The 17,103-nt window shown below is 69.1% G+C and carries 14 protein-coding genes and 1 tRNA gene; 8 read left to right on the top strand and 7 right to left on the bottom strand.

Annotated features, from left to right (window positions below; all coding sequences use genetic code 11):
• Nucleotides 1-6 precede the first annotated feature (6 nt).
• Together FJQ56_RS11725 and FJQ56_RS11730 are read left to right on the top strand one after the other, a co-directional pair.
• On the top strand, nt 7-981 hold the full coding sequence (locus FJQ56_RS11725; protein ID WP_140009565.1) for a hypothetical protein: 975 nt from the start codon (nt 7-9) through the stop codon (nt 979-981).
• A 308-nt stretch (nt 982-1,289) separates the two neighbouring features.
• Nucleotides 1,290-2,855: an alpha/beta hydrolase gene (locus tag FJQ56_RS11730; protein WP_246084091.1), complete on the top strand. Its 1,566-nt coding sequence runs from the start codon at nt 1,290-1,292 to the stop codon at nt 2,853-2,855.
• A gap of 12 nt (nt 2,856-2,867) precedes the next feature.
• Here FJQ56_RS11730 and FJQ56_RS11735 read toward each other — a convergent pair whose 3' ends face one another.
• The 4 genes from FJQ56_RS11735 to FJQ56_RS11750 form a co-directional block, all read right to left on the bottom strand.
• A complete protein-coding gene (locus tag FJQ56_RS11735; protein ID WP_211350846.1) occupies nt 2,868-3,845 on the bottom strand; it encodes a VWA domain-containing protein in 978 nt (325 codons plus the stop codon).
• Nucleotides 3,842-4,786, bottom strand: a complete 945-nt coding sequence (locus tag FJQ56_RS11740; RefSeq protein ID WP_140009566.1) for a DUF58 domain-containing protein — start codon at nt 4,784-4,786, stop codon at nt 3,842-3,844. The genes FJQ56_RS11735 and FJQ56_RS11740 overlap by 4 nt, the downstream gene beginning before the upstream one ends.
• Before the next feature lie 3 nt (nt 4,787-4,789).
• Nucleotides 4,790-5,890, bottom strand: coding sequence for an AAA family ATPase (locus tag FJQ56_RS11745; protein WP_140009567.1), 1,101 nt, complete (start codon nt 5,888-5,890; stop codon nt 4,790-4,792).
• 79 nt (nt 5,891-5,969) lie between these two features.
• On the bottom strand, nt 5,970-6,896 hold the full coding sequence (locus tag FJQ56_RS11750; protein WP_140009568.1) for a LysR family transcriptional regulator: 927 nt from the start codon (nt 6,894-6,896) through the stop codon (nt 5,970-5,972).
• A gap of 70 nt (nt 6,897-6,966) precedes the next feature.
• Here FJQ56_RS11750 and FJQ56_RS11755 point away from each other — a divergent pair, with 70 nt between their 5' ends.
• The 5 genes from FJQ56_RS11755 (at nt 6,967) to FJQ56_RS11775 (ending at nt 12,891) form a co-directional block, all read left to right on the top strand.
• A complete protein-coding gene (locus tag FJQ56_RS11755) occupies nt 6,967-7,149 on the top strand; it encodes a hypothetical protein (RefSeq protein ID WP_140009569.1) in 183 nt (60 codons plus the stop codon).
• Nucleotides 7,150-7,232: 83 nt separating this feature from the next.
• A tRNA-Thr gene (locus FJQ56_RS11760) sits at nt 7,233-7,305 on the top strand.
• 727 nt (nt 7,306-8,032) lie between these two features.
• Entirely contained in the window at nt 8,033-8,716 is a 684-nt protein-coding gene (locus FJQ56_RS11765) for a hypothetical protein (protein WP_140009570.1), read from the top strand.
• A gap of 848 nt (nt 8,717-9,564) precedes the next feature.
• Nucleotides 9,565-11,343 (top strand): DUF5635 domain-containing protein, encoded by a 1,779-nt coding sequence (locus tag FJQ56_RS11770; RefSeq protein WP_140009571.1) that lies wholly within the window; start codon nt 9,565-9,567, stop codon nt 11,341-11,343.
• A 288-nt stretch (nt 11,344-11,631) separates the two neighbouring features.
• Nucleotides 11,632-12,891 carry a hypothetical protein gene (locus FJQ56_RS11775; RefSeq protein WP_140009572.1) on the top strand — a complete coding sequence of 420 codons (1,260 nt, stop codon included), beginning with the start codon at nt 11,632-11,634 and terminating at the stop codon, nt 12,889-12,891.
• Between the two features lie 529 nt (nt 12,892-13,420).
• Here FJQ56_RS11775 and FJQ56_RS22170 read toward each other — a convergent pair.
• Genes FJQ56_RS22170 through FJQ56_RS11795 form a run of 3 tightly spaced genes read right to left on the bottom strand, consistent with a single transcriptional unit; the run spans nt 13,421 to nt 16,109 of the window.
• Nucleotides 13,421-14,602, bottom strand: coding sequence for a sensor histidine kinase (locus FJQ56_RS22170; RefSeq protein ID WP_170215357.1), 1,182 nt, complete (start codon nt 14,600-14,602; stop codon nt 13,421-13,423).
• The gene (locus FJQ56_RS11790) at nt 14,599-15,024 is read right to left on the bottom strand and encodes a response regulator (protein WP_140009573.1); all 426 of its coding nucleotides are present in this window, start codon (nt 15,022-15,024) and stop codon (nt 14,599-14,601) included. The genes FJQ56_RS22170 and FJQ56_RS11790 overlap by 4 nt, the downstream gene beginning before the upstream one ends.
• Entirely contained in the window at nt 15,021-16,109 is a 1,089-nt protein-coding gene (locus tag FJQ56_RS11795) for a sensor histidine kinase (RefSeq protein ID WP_140009574.1), read from the bottom strand. Before FJQ56_RS11795 ends, FJQ56_RS11790 begins: the two co-directional genes overlap by 4 nt.
• A 222-nt stretch (nt 16,110-16,331) precedes the next feature.
• On the opposite strand from FJQ56_RS11795, the gene FJQ56_RS11800 reads away from it, so the two are divergent.
• Nucleotides 16,332-16,835 (top strand): hypothetical protein, encoded by a 504-nt coding sequence (locus FJQ56_RS11800; RefSeq protein WP_140009575.1) that lies wholly within the window; start codon nt 16,332-16,334, stop codon nt 16,833-16,835.
• Nucleotides 16,836-17,103: the final 268 nt, after the last annotated feature.

The raw sequence follows: 17,103 nt of genomic DNA on the forward strand, positions 1-17,103 counted from the left end.
GGCGGGATGAAGGAGATCCCCGACGAGCTACGAGGCCGGCCGTTCTCTCGGTCCGAGGCGCTCGATGCCGGCGTCACCTCACGGATGCTGGAGGGCCGGCGCTTCGTCCGCGTCCACGACGGCGTCTGGCGGACTCGCGACCACGAGATGACCGAGGCCAGCTGGCTCGCGGCAGCCCGACTCGCGTTGCCCGAGCGGGCCCACCTCACCGGCATCACCCGGCTCCAGCAGCTCGGGCTCGACCATGGACCGCGACTCCCCGTTCGATTCGTGGTCGAGGGCGACCTGCACCGCGAGCTTCGCCACGTCTTCCTGCACCGCACCAAGAAGCTCGCGCCGTGGGACTCGGATGGAGTCTGCGTCGCAGGTGCGTTCATCGCCTACTGCGCCCTGGCGCGCGTCATCGACGCGATCAAGGTGGGTGACTGGCTGCTGCACCACGGCCACCTACGGATCGAGGAGCTCCACGCGCTGGCGTGGGGCGATCGGTGGCGCGACGGTGCCCTGGAGGCGCTGTGGATCAGTGACCACCTGGATCATCGGGCACGCTCACTGAAGGAGTCCGAGACCCGCAGCGTGCTCGGGTTCGCCGGGCTGCCTCAGCCCGAGGTCAACCACACCGTCCCGCTGCCGGAGGCGGTGACCGTCATCGCCGACCTCTACTACGTCCTGTTCCTTGCGGCCGTGGAGTACGAAGGGCAGCAGCACCTCGACGACCCCCTCCAGATCGCCTCCGACATCACCCGGTACGCCGTGCTCCGCCGGTGTCACATCCCCTACGTCCAAGTGACCAACGCCAAGCTTGCCCAACCGCGGCTCCTCGTCCGCGAGGTCCACCAGATGCTCGTCGCTCAGGGCTACGACGGCCCCGCCCCCGAGTTCGGGGACCGCTGGACGTCGTTGTTCGGGACGATCTCCCACGCGATGGAGGGGTCGCGGCGCGAGTTCCTCCTGCGCTGTGCCCGGGGCGAGGTCGTCTGAGGGGACGGAACGAGCGGTGAGTCAGCCACCGTTCCGGCAGCATGGCTGGCCCGATTGGGTGGCTGAGGCACCGCTGTTCCGGGTCGGCCGCATGGGCGGTGAGTCAGCCACCGTTCCAGCGGCCTGGCTGGCCCGATTGGGTGGCTGAGGCACCGCTGTTCCGGGTCGGCCGCATGGGCGGTGGGTCAGCCACCGTTTCAACCGCATGTCTGACCCGATTGAGTGGCTCACGCACCGCCGCCCCGCACCGCCGCCCCCCACACCGGCCCCACACCGGCCCGGTTGCCCAACCCCGCCATGATGGTCCCGTGAACAAGAACCTCATGGTCGCGGTCGCCGTCGTGCTGATGCTGGTGCTGGGCATCGGCGGCGGCGTGGTGGCGGCCCTGGTGGTGGCGGGCGCGGACGACGACTCGTCGAGCTCCGCGGGCTCGCGCGACAGCAGCGACCGCGCCCCGGTCACTCCGGCCGGGCCGGTGCCCGAGGGGCTCGACCGGTTCTACGACCAGCAGCTCGCCTGGGACGACTGTGGCGCCAACGAGTGCGCGGCGCTCGAGGTGCCGGTCGACTACCAGAAGCCCGACGGCGAGGTCATCAAGCTCAAGGTCGAGCGCACCCTGGCCCGCGACGGGGCCAACCGGGTCGGATCGGTCGTGGTCAACCCCGGCGGTCCGGGCGCACCGGGCACCACCATGGCCGAGAACGCCTCGGGCTACTTCCGCTCCGAACTGCTCGACCGGGTCGACATCGTGGCCTTCGACCCGCGCGGCACGGGCGACTCCGACCCGGTCGACTGCCTGTCCGACGCCGACCTCGACGCGTTCGTCGCCCAGGACCCGTCGCCGGACGACCAGGCCGAGGGCGAGGAGGTCGTCGCCAACCAGGACAAGTTCTTCGCCGGGTGCGTGGCCAACTCCGACGCCCTCGTCGGGCACGTGTCGACCGTGGAGGCGGCGCGTGACATGGACGTGCTGCGCTCGGTCCTCGGCGAGGAGAAGCTGAGCTACCTCGGGTTCTCCTACGGCACCACGCTCGGCTCGACGTACGCCTCGCTGTTCCCCGCCAACGTCGGGCGCTTCGTGCTCGACGGTGCCACCGACCCGACGCTCGACTTCCGCGACAACGCGCTCAGCCAGGCGGCCGGGTTCCAGACCGCCCTCGACGCGTACGTCGACAACTGCGTCGACGAGGGCGACTGCTTCCTCGGCGCGGACCGGGCGGCCGGGCTGGCCCGCATCGACCAGCTGCTCGACGACATCGACAAGTCCCCGCTGCCCACCGACGGCGACCGCAAGCTCACCGTCGGCAACGCCTTCTACGGCCTGGTCACCCCGCTCTACAGCCGCGACAGCTGGTCCTACCTCGACCAGGGCCTCCAGGAGGCCATCGGCGGCAAGGGCACCACGCTGCTCCAGCTCTCCGACCTCTACGGCTCCCGCAACGCCTCCGGCGGCTACGACGACAACAGCCTCGAGGCGATCCTCGCGATCAACTGCCTCGACGACCCCGAGTCGATTGAGGCGGCCGACGTGCCGGCCGAGTACCCCGCGTTCGAGAAGGCCTCGCCCACCTTCGGCCGGCTGTTCGCCTGGGGCCTGACGGGCTGCCACGGCATCAAGGTCAAGGCCGAGGAGAAGCCCCCGGTCATCAAGGCCGAGGGCGCGGCGCCGATCGTCGTCGTCGGCACGACGCGCGACCCGGCGACGCCCTACAAGGAGGCCGTGGCCCTGGCCGAGCAGCTCGACAGCGGCGTGCTGCTGACCCGCGACGGTGACGGCCACACCGGCTACAACAAGGGCAACAGCTGCATCGACCAGGCCGTGGAGGGCTACCTCATCGACGGCGACGTGCCCGCCGACGGCACGAAGTGCTGAGCCCGCGAGACCTCAGGGCAGCCGGGAGAACCACCGCAGGCTGAACCCCGCGGCCAGCAGACCCAGCAGCAGCGCCCCCGCGACGACCCACGGCGTGACGTCGCGCGGCTCGGTCCGGTAGCCGATCGACGACTGGATGTCGTCGTAGACCTCGTCGAGCTGCTCGCCGGTCTCGGCGGAGTAGCCCTGGCCACCGGTGGCCTCGGCCAGCGCGTCGAGGGAGGGCTGGTCGACCGGCACCGGCACGGTCTGGCCGTCGACCTCGACGGTGCCGCTGGGGGTGCCGTAGGCGATCGTCGAGACGGGTACGCCGGCCTCGGTGGCGGCCGACTCGGCCTGCTCGATGCTGCTGCCGACGGTGTTGGTGCCGTCGGAGAGCAGCACGATCTGGGCCGGCACGGGCTCGGCCTCGGAGCCGTCCTCGTTGGTCGTCTGGGTGCCGAGCGCCTTGATCTGCGCCAGCGAGGTGAGCACCCCGTCACCGATCGCGGTGCCCTCGGCGAGCTCGAGCCGGTCGAGGGCCGAGATCGCCTTGTCGTGGTCGGTGCTCGGCTCGGACAGCACGGCGGCCGACCCGGCGAACTCGACGACCCCGACGTTGAACCCGTCGGGCAGGCCCTCGATGAACCGCTTGGCCGCGGCGCGCGCCGCGGTCAGTCGGTCGGGGTCGACGTCGGTCGCCTGCATCGACAGCGACACGTCGACGGTGACGATCACCGTGGCCCGCTCGCGGGGTACCTGCTGGTCGACCTGGGGTCGTGCGGCGGCGAAGGCCATCACGACGAACGCCAGCAGCAGCAGGGCCGCAGGCACGTGCCGGCGCCACGCGGGGCGCTTGGGCACCAAGCGCTCGAGCATCGGCAGGGTCGCGAACCGGACGGCGTACGTCGTGCGGCGGCGCTGCGCGAGGAGGTAGAGGACGACCAGCACGGCGACGGGCGCCAGGAGCCAGAGCCAGCCGGGCGACGCGAGGGCCAGGAGCGGGATCATGCCGGGACCAACCGTCGCATCGGGGCGCCGTGGACGTGCCGGGCGAGGTCGCGAACCCAGTCGCGGTCGGTGCGCAGCACGACGTGGCCGGCGCGGGCGGAGCGGACGGCCTCGGCGGTGGCGGCGCGGTGGGCGGCCGAGACGGCGGCGTACCGCTGGCGCAGCCTGCGGTCGGAGGTGAAGACCTCCTGGCGGCGGCCGGTCTCGGGGTCCTCGAGGGTGACCGTCCCGACGTCGGGCAGCTCGAGCTCGCGGGGGTCGACGACCTCGACGAGCAGGGTCTCGTGGGTCGCGGCGAGGCGGCGCAGCGGCTGCTCCCAGGCGAAGGGGCGCTCGCTGCGGCCGTCGGGCTCGACGAGGTCGGTAACGACGACGCGGACGCCCGGGCGGGCCCGGCGTGCGGCGAACTGGCGCAGGGCCGTGGCCAGGTCGGGGCCACCCTGGGTCGAGGGGATGGCGTGGCGGCGCAGGGCGCGGTGGGCGGCGGCGCGCGACGGCACCGGCGCCGACCAGGTGAGTCCGTCGCCGTCGAGGTGGGCGGTGCCGAGCCGGTTGCCCGGGCCGGCGGTCAGCAGGGAGATCGCGGCGACGACGCCGGCGGCGATGTCGCGCTTCTCCAGCGCCACGGTCCCGAACGCCATGCTGGGGGAGTCGTCGACCAGCACCCACGACTCGAGCTCGTGCTCGGCGAGCGGCCGCCAGACGTGCGCCTCGCCGGCGCGGGCGGTGACGTTCCAGTCGATCCGGCGTACGTCGTCCTCACCGGGTCGGTAGCGCACGACCTCCTCGGGCTCGGAGCCCGACCCGAGCCGCAGGCCGCGCTTGTCGCCGTGCAGCCGACCCGGCAGACGTCGGCGTACGGCGAGCTCGAGCGCGCCGAAGACGGCCTCGGGCGAGGTGGTCCCGCCCAGCGGGGGCAGGGAGTCGGGGTGCGGGGTCATCGATCAGGGACCGACGTGGTCGCCGCGGTAGTCGGCGGTCGGCAGCTGCTGGGTGTGCTGGTAGCCGTTGTCGTGTCCGCCCTGCTGGTGGGCCTTCTGGCCGTCGGGGTCCTCGCGCGTCGCCACGCTCGGCTGGGGTACGGCGGCGACCACCTCGCGCACGATGGCGCGCGGGTCGGCACCGTCGGCGACCGCGTCGAACGACAGCAGCAGCCGGTGGCTCATCACGTCGGAGGCCACCTCGGCGATGTCGGAGGGCAGCACGTAGGAGCGCCCGCGCAGCAGCGCGAGGGCGCGACCGGCAGCGAGCATGCCGAGGGAGGCGCGGGGGCTGACGCCGAGCTCGATCTGACCGAGCAGGTGGGGCAGGCCGTAGCGCTCGGGCGAGCGCGTCGCGATGGTGAGGTTGACCAGGTAGGAGGCGACCGAGTGGTGCACGAAGAGCCCGTCGGCGACCTTCTGCAGGCGGATGACGTCGGCGGGGGTGAGCACGGCCTCGGCGCGCGGCGGGTTCACCGACATGCGGTGCAGGATCGTGAACTCCTCCTGTCCCGTCGGGTAGGGCACGTCGATCTTGAGCAGGAACCGGTCGCGCTGGGCCTCGGGCAGCCGGTAGACGCCCTCGGACTCGACGGGGTTCTGCGTCGCGAGCACCAGGAACGGGTCGGGCAGCGGGTGGCTCCGGCCGGCGATCGAGACCTGCTTCTCGGCCATCGCCTCGAGCAGGGCGCTCTGCACCTTGGCGGGGGCGCGGTTGATCTCGTCGGCCAGCACCAGGTTGGCGAAGATCGGCCCGAGCTCGACGTCGAAGGTCTCGTTGCTCGCGCGCCAGACGCGGGTGCCGGTGATGTCGCCGGGCATCAGGTCGGGGGTGAACTGCAGACGCGAGAAGGTGCCGCCGACGACGTCGGCGAGGGTGCGCACCGCGAGGGTCTTGGCGACGCCCGGCACCCCCTCGAGCAGGATGTGGCCGCGGGCCAGCAGCCCCATCATCATCCGCTCGACCATCACGTCCTGGCCGACGACGACCTTCTTGACCTCCATGAGCGCGCGCTCGAGGGTGGCGGAGGCCTCGGCGACCTCGTGCTCCTGTGCTGCCGACATGCGCCTAGGTTCTCATCCACGTGGTTGAGAGGACGCTGAGCGCCATCCACCGGCCTCTCACCACGCCCTCCAGCCCGCCCTACGAGACCCCCAGCGGCTCGGCGACCGTCCGGATCCGCGTGGTGGCCAGCTCGATCATCAGCTGGGCCGCGGGGGACAGCACGGCGCCGGTGCGGTGCACGATCCCGAACGTGTCCCACTGCTTGGGGCGCAGCGAGACCCACCCGGCGCCGGGTGCGAGCCGCGGGATCAGCTGCTCGGCAGCACCGCGCGGAATGACGGAGTCGGCCAGGCCCATCCCGACGAGCTCGACTGCGGTCTCGACGTCCTCGACCTCGATCCGGGTCTGCGGGTTGCGCCCGGTCTCGTGGAGCATTTGGCGCAGCAGGATGCGCGTCGAGTCGTCGTGGCGCCACGTCGTCTCGGGCATCACCAGGCTGGCCTCGGCGAGGCGCCGGGCGGTCACCGGCGTGGTGAGGCGCGCTGGGTCGGCACTGATGTAGACGAGCTCCTCGCGGGCCACCGGGGTGATCGTGATGCCCTCGCTCTGCACTCCCGACACCGCCAGCATCGCGGCCTCCAGCCGCCCACGGCGCAGGTCGTCGGCGACCTCGGTGGAGTTCTGCCCGACCAGCTCGACCCGGACGCCGGGGTAGCGCGCCAGCACGTCGGCGATCAGCCCCGCGCTCGCGTAGAGCCGCGCCACCCCGAACATCCCGAACCGGATCGTCCCGGTCTCGAACGTCTTGGCGCTCTGCACGGCCTGCCGCGCCTCCTCGACGCTCGCCAGCACCTTCTCGGCGTGCGGACGCAGGGTGTCGGCGATCGTCGTCGGTACGACGCCCCGCCCGACCCTCCGGAACAGCTGGACGCCCAGCGTCTTCTCCAGCGCGCGGACCTGCTCGGAGACCGACGGCTGGGCGTAGCCGAGCTCGTCGGCCGCCCCGGTGAGAGACCCGTGCTCGTAGGTCGCCAGGAAGCAGCGCAGCTGGTGCAACGAAAGCATAGGTTTCTCCTTGGGCTGCCTCTGGAAAGCAAGGCTACCCCTGGATCCGATCTCGCCGGAGAATAGAGGCATGTTCCTCCACCACTGCACCTCCTGCGACCAGAGGCAGCTGATCTTCCCCAGCCAGATCACCGGCCTGACCAACACCGACTCCGGCATCCTCGTCGGCTTCACCTGCTGGTGCGGCGTCGAGCAGACCGCGGTCACCGGCAACCGCGCCGAGCGTCGTACGGCGCAGACCGTCGCGGCCTGAGCAAGACCGGCAATCCCGTTTGGGAGCCGCCCGTGGGCGACCCCTATACTTCTGCGGGTTGTCCGGCTGACGCCGGGCGGCACGCCGCCTTAGCTCAGTTGGTAGAGCGAGTCACTCGTAATGACTAGGTCGTCAGTTCGATTCTGACAGGCGGCTCGCCTGAAAGCCCCTGACCTGCCGGACCGCAGATCGGGGGCCTTTGGTATTTGCGCGGATCAGGCTCAAGTCCAGGGAAACTCACGGGAAAACGGTTCTCGCACGTCGGCGACGCCTGCCGGGCATGAGCCCCAATTCGCAGCCCGCAGCCACCCCGTGGAGGTACCTCGCTCGACGCTGACCGCGACAACTGGGACGACATCGACACCGGAGCCGTCCCAGCAACTTGGGCGACTTTCCTCGGGGTCACTGTCGGCGCCACACATTTGACGCCCTCGGGGGCCGCACTCGTCCCACGTGTCGCGGCTGACCTCACCCAATGGTTCGGATGGGACTGGCTGCCGACAGCGATCGGCGCTGGCGCAGAGGGCCGGATCCCCTCGCTGCGTCGGTTCTCGCCCGCGATGTCGCTGAACGGCGACATCGGTGCAGCGGCTTCCTTCATCGAGGTTGTCGGCTGGTGGGCGGCCCTGATGACGCAGACCGATGCGCGCGGTATCGGTCAAGTACGTAAGGACCTGCGTCGAGACGTTTCGATTGCACGGCTACTCCACACCCTCACTCAGACCCGCCTCGCAGCGATGGCAACCGCCGCGGGTATGCAGGTGACTTTCGAGCCTCGCCCTGGCGACCTGTTGTTGCGGTCTGACGGCACCGAAGTGACCGTCGAAGTCTTTGCGATGCGACCAGCAGTCGACTTGACAGACAGACGGAACTGTCGAATCACATGTTTGCAGTTGTCGACGAGTCATCGAGACGGCACCGAGTTCACTTCTCCGGTCAGCTCCCCATCATCGAGACCGACTTGGACAAGTGGGGCGTCTGGGTCGAGCAACAGGCGGCCGACGTAGGTCGGCTCGGCATCGCGTTAGCGCTCCGCTGGGATGAGTCCGAGGTGCTCGTGGCTCCAGGGGACGCCCCTACCGGTGTTGAACTGGTCGGCCCGAGTATCGAAGTAGATGTCGGGTCACGCATCCGTGAACGTGTCAGCCACAAAGCGCGCCAGGTCGAGAGCGCCCCAGCCGCGTGGCTATGGGTTGAGAACCACGGGGCCGTGGACCTCCTCAGCCCTGTGGCCTCCGCGTCACTGCCCGACCAGCTTGACGCCTACCGAGCTTTGCTCTTCGACGCCGCTGCGGCGACCGCTTCAGTACAAGGGCTGACTTTCTCGAGTGCGGGTCGGCGGCGATGGCCGCCTGTGACGCCGGAACACGTCGTGACTGGCGTGAACCGAGCGGCCGTGCACCCGGTGCCTCTGGACCGGGCGCGGACGACCTACCACCTGCCGGGTGTCGACGGCCCGGTAAGCAGTGTGATGTGGCGCCTCGTCGAGCAGGACTCGACGTGGCTGGATGTCGCGCTGATGAAGCTTGGTAGCCCGTCGGTCGCGAAGCTGGTCAAGACAGCTTGAACCTGATGCAGGCTCGCTGCGAGATCGCCGTGCAGTCGTTGTTGGTTTGGCGGCGAGCCTGTCAGGGCTCGTTCCGGTGGGTTCGACGGACCGGGCGCCGTGGCAGATGACCACGTTGGCTGCGTCGCCGGCGTCGGTCCACAGCCCGATGGTCTTCAAACCCCCTAGAGGACGGCGGCGTACGGCTGCTCTGTTGCCTTGACATGGCCGACAGGGAAGCTCGGCCGGCTGGATGCGCACGCACGATGTCGAGGTCTGGCAGTTACCTGGGGTGCAGAATGACGGGGACGGCGGTGCAGACGTCGGCGCGGGTGTCGCAGGCTGGGCTCTCATCTCCTACGGCGAGGACTGGCGCTCATCGGACGGTCGGATGTACGGGGTCGATGTCGGTCCGGCGAAGCTGGACCGGCTGCTCGGGTGAGGCATTCGAACCTGTCGCACGTCCAGTTAGCGCCTCCGCTGTGGACGGCTCCGGTGCGGCGTGCAGCGAACCGAAACCCGCTTTCGGCAACTCCTGGGCCCTGCGCGCTGTCCGCTTGCAGTTTGGGAACACCGTAAACGCAACCGAAGCAGGCAACTGTCGACGGCGTTGTCCTTTCGGTAAGGGAGGTACCTGCCGCGCAACACCGAATCTAGTACGCGTTCGGGGCGTAGGGGCTCGTCAGTTCGCCGCGGATCGGGATCAGGGTGCCGAGAGTCTTGGCTGTCTGGTGCCGGTCGGGCTGCCCGGTGCTGCGGTGGCTACTGCGGGCCCCAGCCTCGTGAGGTGGCATCGGAAGCCCTGCCCGGTGCTACTATCACTTTGGGATAGCCCTAAAGGGAAACAGGCGGGGGAGTTGCTGCGAATCATGACCTTTCAACCCGGCACGGAGCTGCTGGCCGACCTCCGGGTGGCTCGGGACGCCGTCGCTGAGTGCCTCACCAAGTTGAGGTCCGGGATCCTGCCCGACGACGCCGAACGCGAACGCGTCGACATCAAAGAGGAAGCAGGTCGTAGAGGGTCTGGAGGCGTTCTACTCCCAGCAGCGCCCCAGAACACCAGGGCCGCCGACCAACTCGCCGACGAAGTTGCATGCATGGCCAACACGCCAGGCGGGGGTGCCCTGATCGTCGGCATCGAAGACAAGACCGGCGACCTCATTGGTACCGACCTCGACATCGAATGGCTCCGCAACCAGATCCACCGACGCGTCGATGTCGCCCCCAACATCGAAGCCACCATTGAACAAGGCATACGACTCCTGGTCCTCTACGTCCCCGAAGCGCGAGAGCCGGTCGAGGACACCTCCGACCGCATCCGGTGGCGGGTCGGGAAGGCGTGCGAGCCCATCGACCGCGGCACCTGGTGGGTTCACAGACAAGGACGAGCCGGCTGGGACGCAATGGCACGACCCAGCACGATGACGGTCGCCGACATCACCCCTGGTTCCATGACCGTCGCACGCGACTACATCGCGCGACGATCGGACAGCAATGGCGACCTCGCCGAAGCGGCGACCCCGGAGCTGCTGCGTCGCATCGGGGTCCTCACCCCGGAACAGTTGCTCACCCAAGCGGGAGCCCTGCTGTTCTGCGGGGGCCCACGGCCGTGGCTTTCGTGGACGCGTCTCGACGTCACAGGCGGAGAAGTCCTGGCCCATGAGGAAGACTTCGCTGGCACATCCCTCCTTGAACAGATCCAGCGCATCGAAGACCTCATGGATGCAGCAAACGACAGGGTCACCCTGCCCGGTGATTTCGCAGAACACTCCGTTCGACTCCTACCGCCACGAGCGGCTCGGGAGGCGGTCCTCAACGGCGTCGTGCACCGCGACTGGCATCAACAAGAACCCACGGCCGTAACGTGGATCGAGGCCGACGCATCCCTGACCGTCATCTCGCCGGGAGGATTCACCGGCGGTGTCGAAGTCACCAACATCCTCACCCAGCGCTACTCCCGGTCACCAGCGCTTGCCGACGCGGTCCGAGCCCTCGGCCTCGTCGACAAACAGGGCTTTGGCGTAGACCGTATGTACCGCGAGATGGTCTCCCTGGGACACCGCCCCCCTCTTCTTGATGAGGAACCTGGGCCACGGGTGAGGGCGAAGCTGGTCGGCGGTCAGCCTGTTGTCCCTGTCATGCGGTTGATGAACAGCATCCAGCCGGTGATCAGGCGGCGTGACGTCCAAGTCGCGCTCATCCTCCATACGCTGTTGCACCGCCCGTGCGCGACCACGAGGGACATCGCCCAGGTACTGCAAGTGGCGCCGGACGATGCGCGTCAAGCTCTTGAAACCGCCAGTCGCTGTGTCATCGACACCGAGCCCATCATTACCCCCTACAAGGACGTGTGGACTCTGTCGAAGCGAGCACGCCGAGTCGTGAAGAGAGGAACAGACGAGATCGCCTCTCTGCGTCGCTCGGGCGTCCTGTGGTTCCTTCCGCCCAACACCGACAATGCCGGCGATGTCATCACCACCTGGCTCGACCAGCACGACCGCATCACCTCCGGTGACTACGCGGCCCTTACCGGACTGACCACGGCAGGGGCGCGTGGAGTGCTCGATCGGTTCGGAGACGTCCTCGAACGCGGCCAAGACATGGGCCGCAACGCGCATTACCGACGACGTGCGGAGGGTGGAGCCTGAGCAGACCAGATCGGGACATCGGGGATCCCCCGGTGTCACGTTGAAGGGAACCTCACGGGTACGAGCGCGTCAACCGTTTCACTTTAGAGTCTTCCCAAAGAGAAAACGTGCGATGCTCTGTCTTCCGCCCCAGCCAGTGAGTGATGTTTCCGGAAACCAAGGTGAGGTTGTTCGAACCGAAGGCCGTCCGGTGGAGCCGGAGGGACAGTGCCAGGCGAGCCGGCCGTGCCACATCCCCCACGGCGACGTGCTCAACAGGTCGTCGCGCGTGCCGGGTTCGGACGGCTTGTGAGTGACCAGAGCGTGATCAGCCAAGGCTCATCGGTCGGCTTCCGGCCCGGAGTCTTCGTCTTCGACGACGACGTCCACTGGGCTCGGATGTTGAAAGCTGTGCTGGGCCACCTCACGAGCTCAGGACGAACCGGTCCACCAGCGCACGTCCGCATCAAGAGCGGCGACATCCTGAGGGACTCCGGTTTCGCGTCCGCGCTGTCCTACGGCCCGTTCGTCGAGAACGAAGGACGCACCCTTCTGTCTTGGCAGGACCGGCGCCGAGCTGCACTCGACCGCGATCACGAAGTGCGACTTCGAGAGATCCTCGACGTCCATAACCCGTCACCCAAACAGCCGCTCGTGGGGAGTCCCGCGCTTGTCTTCTCCCACATCGACGACGACGACCTCACCGCGACCCGTGGGCTCGGCGAGGTCGGCTCGAACCTCATCGCACACGGCCGGTTCGACCCCCGTGACCCGGTTGTCGCCAGCCTCCTATGGGGTCAGATGCTTCCCACCGTGGTGGTGAGCCACGGGCGAGTACTCGAACGGCTCGAGGACGAGCCCGAGCTCGAAGAAAGCGGCGGCACGCTGCTACTGACGAACCCCACGCGGTCGTTCGTCGGCGAAGCCATCTTCTACGAAGCCTTCGACGAGACCGTCTACACCGACGAAAGGGCGCTCGGCTGGGACATGCCCGACCCACTTCCCATTCCTGCGCCTCCACCACAGCACGACACGCCCGTGGGCCAGGTCCTGAGGCGCATCGAGGACCGGACTGGGCCACGGATCAGCAGTCAAGACCGACGCGAAGATGGCGCTGATGTGTCACGCACGCTGGCCTTCCATCAGTACCCCAACCCCAACGAGGTCGAACGCAAGGTCCGCACCTACCTGCTGGACCCGGGTCACGAGAAGCAACGTTGGGTGGAGTTCGCTGATCATGGACTGCTCGATCGCGGTACTACTGCACTGCTCGTCGCATCGTCCCTCAGCAGCGTCCTCCTTTCACCGTTCCCCGCCGCTGACATCCGGCCGACTGCCGACGCCGCTCTCCAGTTCACTGTGCCCGTCGCGCTTCCCACCCGACGGGGACACCTACTGCTGACAACGTCATGGACCTTTCGAGATAGGACGAACCCGCTGGCGACCGCCGACCTCGGTGACGGCGATCCACGGGACCCGGGTCCCGCGAGCGGACTTTGGCTGGCGACGGCGCACCCCAACCCACGCGAGGACGAATACGGTTCCCCGTTCGCTACGGCGTTCCATTAGGAGTCGACGGACTGGAGTCGACGGACTGGTCGGGCTTAGCCGAATTCGTCGAAACCATCGCCGTCAACACCGCACGCACCATGCTCGGCAACGCCGTGTCATCCTCCGGGGCTCTCTGGATACCCCGGGGGACCGGCCGACAGGAAGCCTTCTTCAAGTGGGCCCGCCGACACCGCCACCCCTACACCTTCACGCGTAAGGGCCTCGGTGGCCCGGTCCTCGTCTACGACCCGCTACGGATGGGGCGCACCGGCGAGTCTGAGCGGTCCGCGGCGCTTCGAACAGCACAGATACTTCTCGGCCTGGCTGGGATCCGTTCCTACGTGCAGCTGCACTTCGATTGAGGTGTCGCGTGCCGGGTCTGATGGAGGCTCTACTGAACCCGGCACGCGGCAGTCGTCAGTTCGATTCTGACAGGCGGCTCACCTGAAGGCCTTCGGTCCGCGGAGACGCGATCGGGGGCCGTTGTCGTCGTCGGCCGCACGTGGGTGGTCCCATCTCACGCGGCGGACGCACCTCGTGCGGGCCGCTATGGCCGGACAGTCCTCGGGAGCCGCACCGTGAAGGTGGTCCCTTCGCCGACCTCGGACGCGACGGTGACGTCGCCGCGGTGTCCGGCCACGATGATGGACACCAGGTGGAGGCCCAGGCCCGTGCCAGGGATGGCGCGTTGATGGGCGGACGCTCCCCGGAAGAACCGGTTGAACAGCTGCGACCGCTCGTCCGGCGGGATCCCGATACCGGTGTCGGTGACGTCGAGGAGGACGTCCGACTCGGTGGTCCTCACCCGGCAGACGACGGATCCGCCGTCCTCGCTGAACTTGATGGCGTTGCCCATCAGGTTCAGCACGACGCGCTCCAGCTGCCCGGGGTTCCCCGACACGAAGGCAGACCGCTCGGTCACGTCGAACGAGATGTCCAGTCGGCTGGCGGTGCCTCCGGCCAGCACCATCTCGCGGGCCCGGACGACCACGGCCCGCAGGTCCACCGCGACCGGCACGTGCTCCTCGGCGTCGGCCGAGAGCCCGAGCAGCAGGACGAGGTCGTCGGCCAGGGACGTGAGGCGGGCGGCGTTGCGGGCGATGGCGTCGACGAACCCGGCCTCGTGGGGGCTGAGGGTCGTCGCGTCCTGCAGCAGCTCGGCGTACCCGGTGATGTTGCTCAGGGGAGTGCGCAGCTCGTGGCTGACCGTCTCCACGAACTCGTTCTTGGCCCGATCCAGCTCGCGCAGCCGTCGTGTGCTCTCGCTCTCCTGCTCCAGCGCCGTGACCAGGGCGGCGTGCGTCAGCTGCTCGGTGCGGCTGCGCTGCACGCCGCGCAGCAGCGCATCGCCCAGCCGCGGCCCGTCGTGCTCGCCCTTGACCAGGTAGTCCTGGGCCCCCTCGGCCAGCGCCCACAGCGCCAGGGTGCCGTCGACCCGACCGGTCAGGACCATCAGAGCCGTCTGCGGTGAGGCATCGCGGACGGCGCGGACGACGGCGCCACCGTCCGCGTCCGGCAGGGTGAGGTCGGCCAGGACCAGGTCGAAGTGGGAGTCGGTCAGCATCACCAGCGCCTGCTCGAGGTCCGCGGCCGCCTCGATCTCGCCGTGGGCGAACTCGTCCTCGAGCAGGGCCCGGACGAGCTCGCGGTCGGAGGTCGAGTCCTCGATCAGCAGGAACCGCAGGGGCGAGCTCCGATCGAGGGTCGAGGCCGCCGCGAGTTCGCTCACTTCGGCAGCCTGACCAGCCCGAGCCAGAAGTCCTCGATCGAGCGCACCACGTGGGTGAACTCGTCGATGTCGGCGGGCTTGGTGAGGAAGCAGTTGCCTCCGAGGTCGTAGGTCCGCATCACGTCGGACTCGGCCGCGGAGGTGGTGAGCACCGCGACCGGGATGCGGTGGAGCAGCTCGTCGGCCTGCATCGCGGCGAGCACCTCGTGGCCCGAGAGCCGAGGCAGGTTCAGGTCCAGGATCATCAGGTCCGGGGGGTTCTCGCGGTGCGCCCGGAGGTGGTCGAGGGCGGACGCGCCGTCCCGGATGACCGTCACCTCGTGGGAGACCCGGGCGTCGCTGAGCGCGTCGAGCGTCAGCTCCACGTCGGCCAAGCTGTCCTCGACGAGCAGGATCTGGACCAGCGCGCCGGCGCTGCTCATGCCGCCGGCTCCTGGTCGGGTGCCGCGGGAAGGGTGATGCAGAACCGGCTGCCCCCGAGCGGGGAGGGCTCGACCCAGGCCGCGCCGTCGGACCTCTCGGCAACCTGTTGGACGATCGCCAGCCCGATGCCGGTGCCCGAGAAGGCCTCGCGGACGTGGAGCCGGGCGAACATGCGGAAGATGCGCTCCCGGTACTCCGGCTCGATCCCGATGCCGTTGTCGTCGACGCAGATGAGCGCTCGACCGTCCTGGAGCCGGCCGGTCACCTCGACGACAGGGACGACGCCGGGCTCCTGGAACTTGGCTGCGTTGCTGATCAGGTTGCGCAGCACGGCGAGCACCGACGGCTCGTCGTACCAGACGTCGGGCAGGTCGCCGACGGTCACGCCGGCCAGGTCCAGCGACACCACCGCACCCCGGGCGGCTGCGGTGGTGTCCACCCGGCGGCCCGGTGGGTCGACCAGCAGGTACTGGGAGTACTCGAGGAGGTCGTCGATGAGGGCTCGCATCCGGGCCGCCCCGTCCACGACGTGGGCGATGTAGCCGAGGCCGCGTTCGTCGAGCACCGGGGCGTAGCGCCGCTCGATCAGCTGGACGAACCCGGTCATGGCGCGCAACGGCTCGGAGAGGTCGTGGGAGGCGACGAACGCGAACTGCTCGAGGTCCCGGTTGGAGCGTGCCAGTGCCGCGCTCAGGCGGACCCGGTCGGTGACGTCCTGGACGCTCGTCGCCAGGCCGGCGACCACCCCGTCACCGTCACGCAGCGGGGACACGGTCAGCGAGACGGCGATCCGCCGGCCGTCGGGGCGCAGGTGCCAGCTGTCGAACCGGTCGACGCGCTGTCCGGCCAGGGCCTGCTCGTGCACCGAGCGCAGCTCGAGGGCCGCCCCCGGGGCAAGTAGGTCGGCCGTGGACCGGCCCACCATCTCGCGGGCGCTGCGTCCGTAGATGCGCTCGGCCGCGGCGTTCCAGGTCGTGATCGTGCCGTCGAGGTCCTCGCTGAAGATCGCGTCGGCCGAGACCTCGACGATCTGGGCCAGCAGCAGATCACGCGTCAACGGGAGGGCGGGGGTGGGAGCGCTCATGCGACCGCAATCTGAGGTTGTCCGCCGAGGGCGGCGTCAGTCGGCAGATGGCTGGGGGGTGGGCCTGGCCGGCCCGCCGTCCTGTTCCGCTGACGCAGTGACCACCGTAAAACGATTTCAGCCCTCGGGGGTGAAAACTTCTCGATGTCGTGCCGATCCCAGGCTGCCCGACTCCGGGTGGGTCTGCGGCCTCGACCGCGCAGGTCTCGTAGCATCGGCGCCATGTCGACGGTGAAGCTCGGGCGGACCGGGAGCACGGTGGTCGTCGACCTCGAGGTCTGCGTGAAGACCGGCCTGCCGACCAGAGAGACGGTCACCATCAACGGGAGCACGACTCCGCCGTGGGTGAGCTTCCTGCTGTTGATCACCGTGCTCGGCTACCTGTTCGCGAGTGCCATGGCCTCCCAGAAATTTCGGGTCACGCTGCCTTTTACTCACGCCGTCTACGACCGCTGGAAGCAGGGCAGGCGACGTGCGTGGCTTCTGGGGATCGTTGGCCTGATGGGGCTAGTGCTTGCCCTGGTGGCGAGTGACGGCGACGCGGGAGCAGGGGTCGGGGCGTCCGTTGTCGTGATCGTGGTCGCCCTCGTCGTTGGCATGAGCAACGGACGACGCCACGGGGTCGGCATCGTCGCGACACGACACGACGACCTGGTCGTCACCCGGGTGCACCCCTCCTTCGCCGCCGCCGTACGTGAATCCGTGGCCGAGCCACTCGTGGGGTAGGTCCCGCAGGGCTCGGCAGCACACGAGGAACCCATCACCTCTGGGCACACCGTCTGCGGCACGAGCGTGCGGTGCTGTCGTACCGTTGACATTCGGGCTGCTCAACGCCCAGCGCTGGTACTGGGCGTCACTGAACACAAGGGTGACGGCACCGTTCGAGTCGGGCCAGCCTCCAGGGGTGGCCGTCAACAACGGGCGGCCACTCCGAAAATGGTCCTGGTGAAGCTCGACTGACGACCGCAGGCCGCTCCGTGCGACGACCCCGGTA

The organism is Nocardioides plantarum (assembly GCF_006346395.1).
In the GTDB taxonomy this organism is placed as follows: Bacteria; Actinomycetota; Actinomycetes; order Propionibacteriales; family Nocardioidaceae; genus Nocardioides; species Nocardioides plantarum.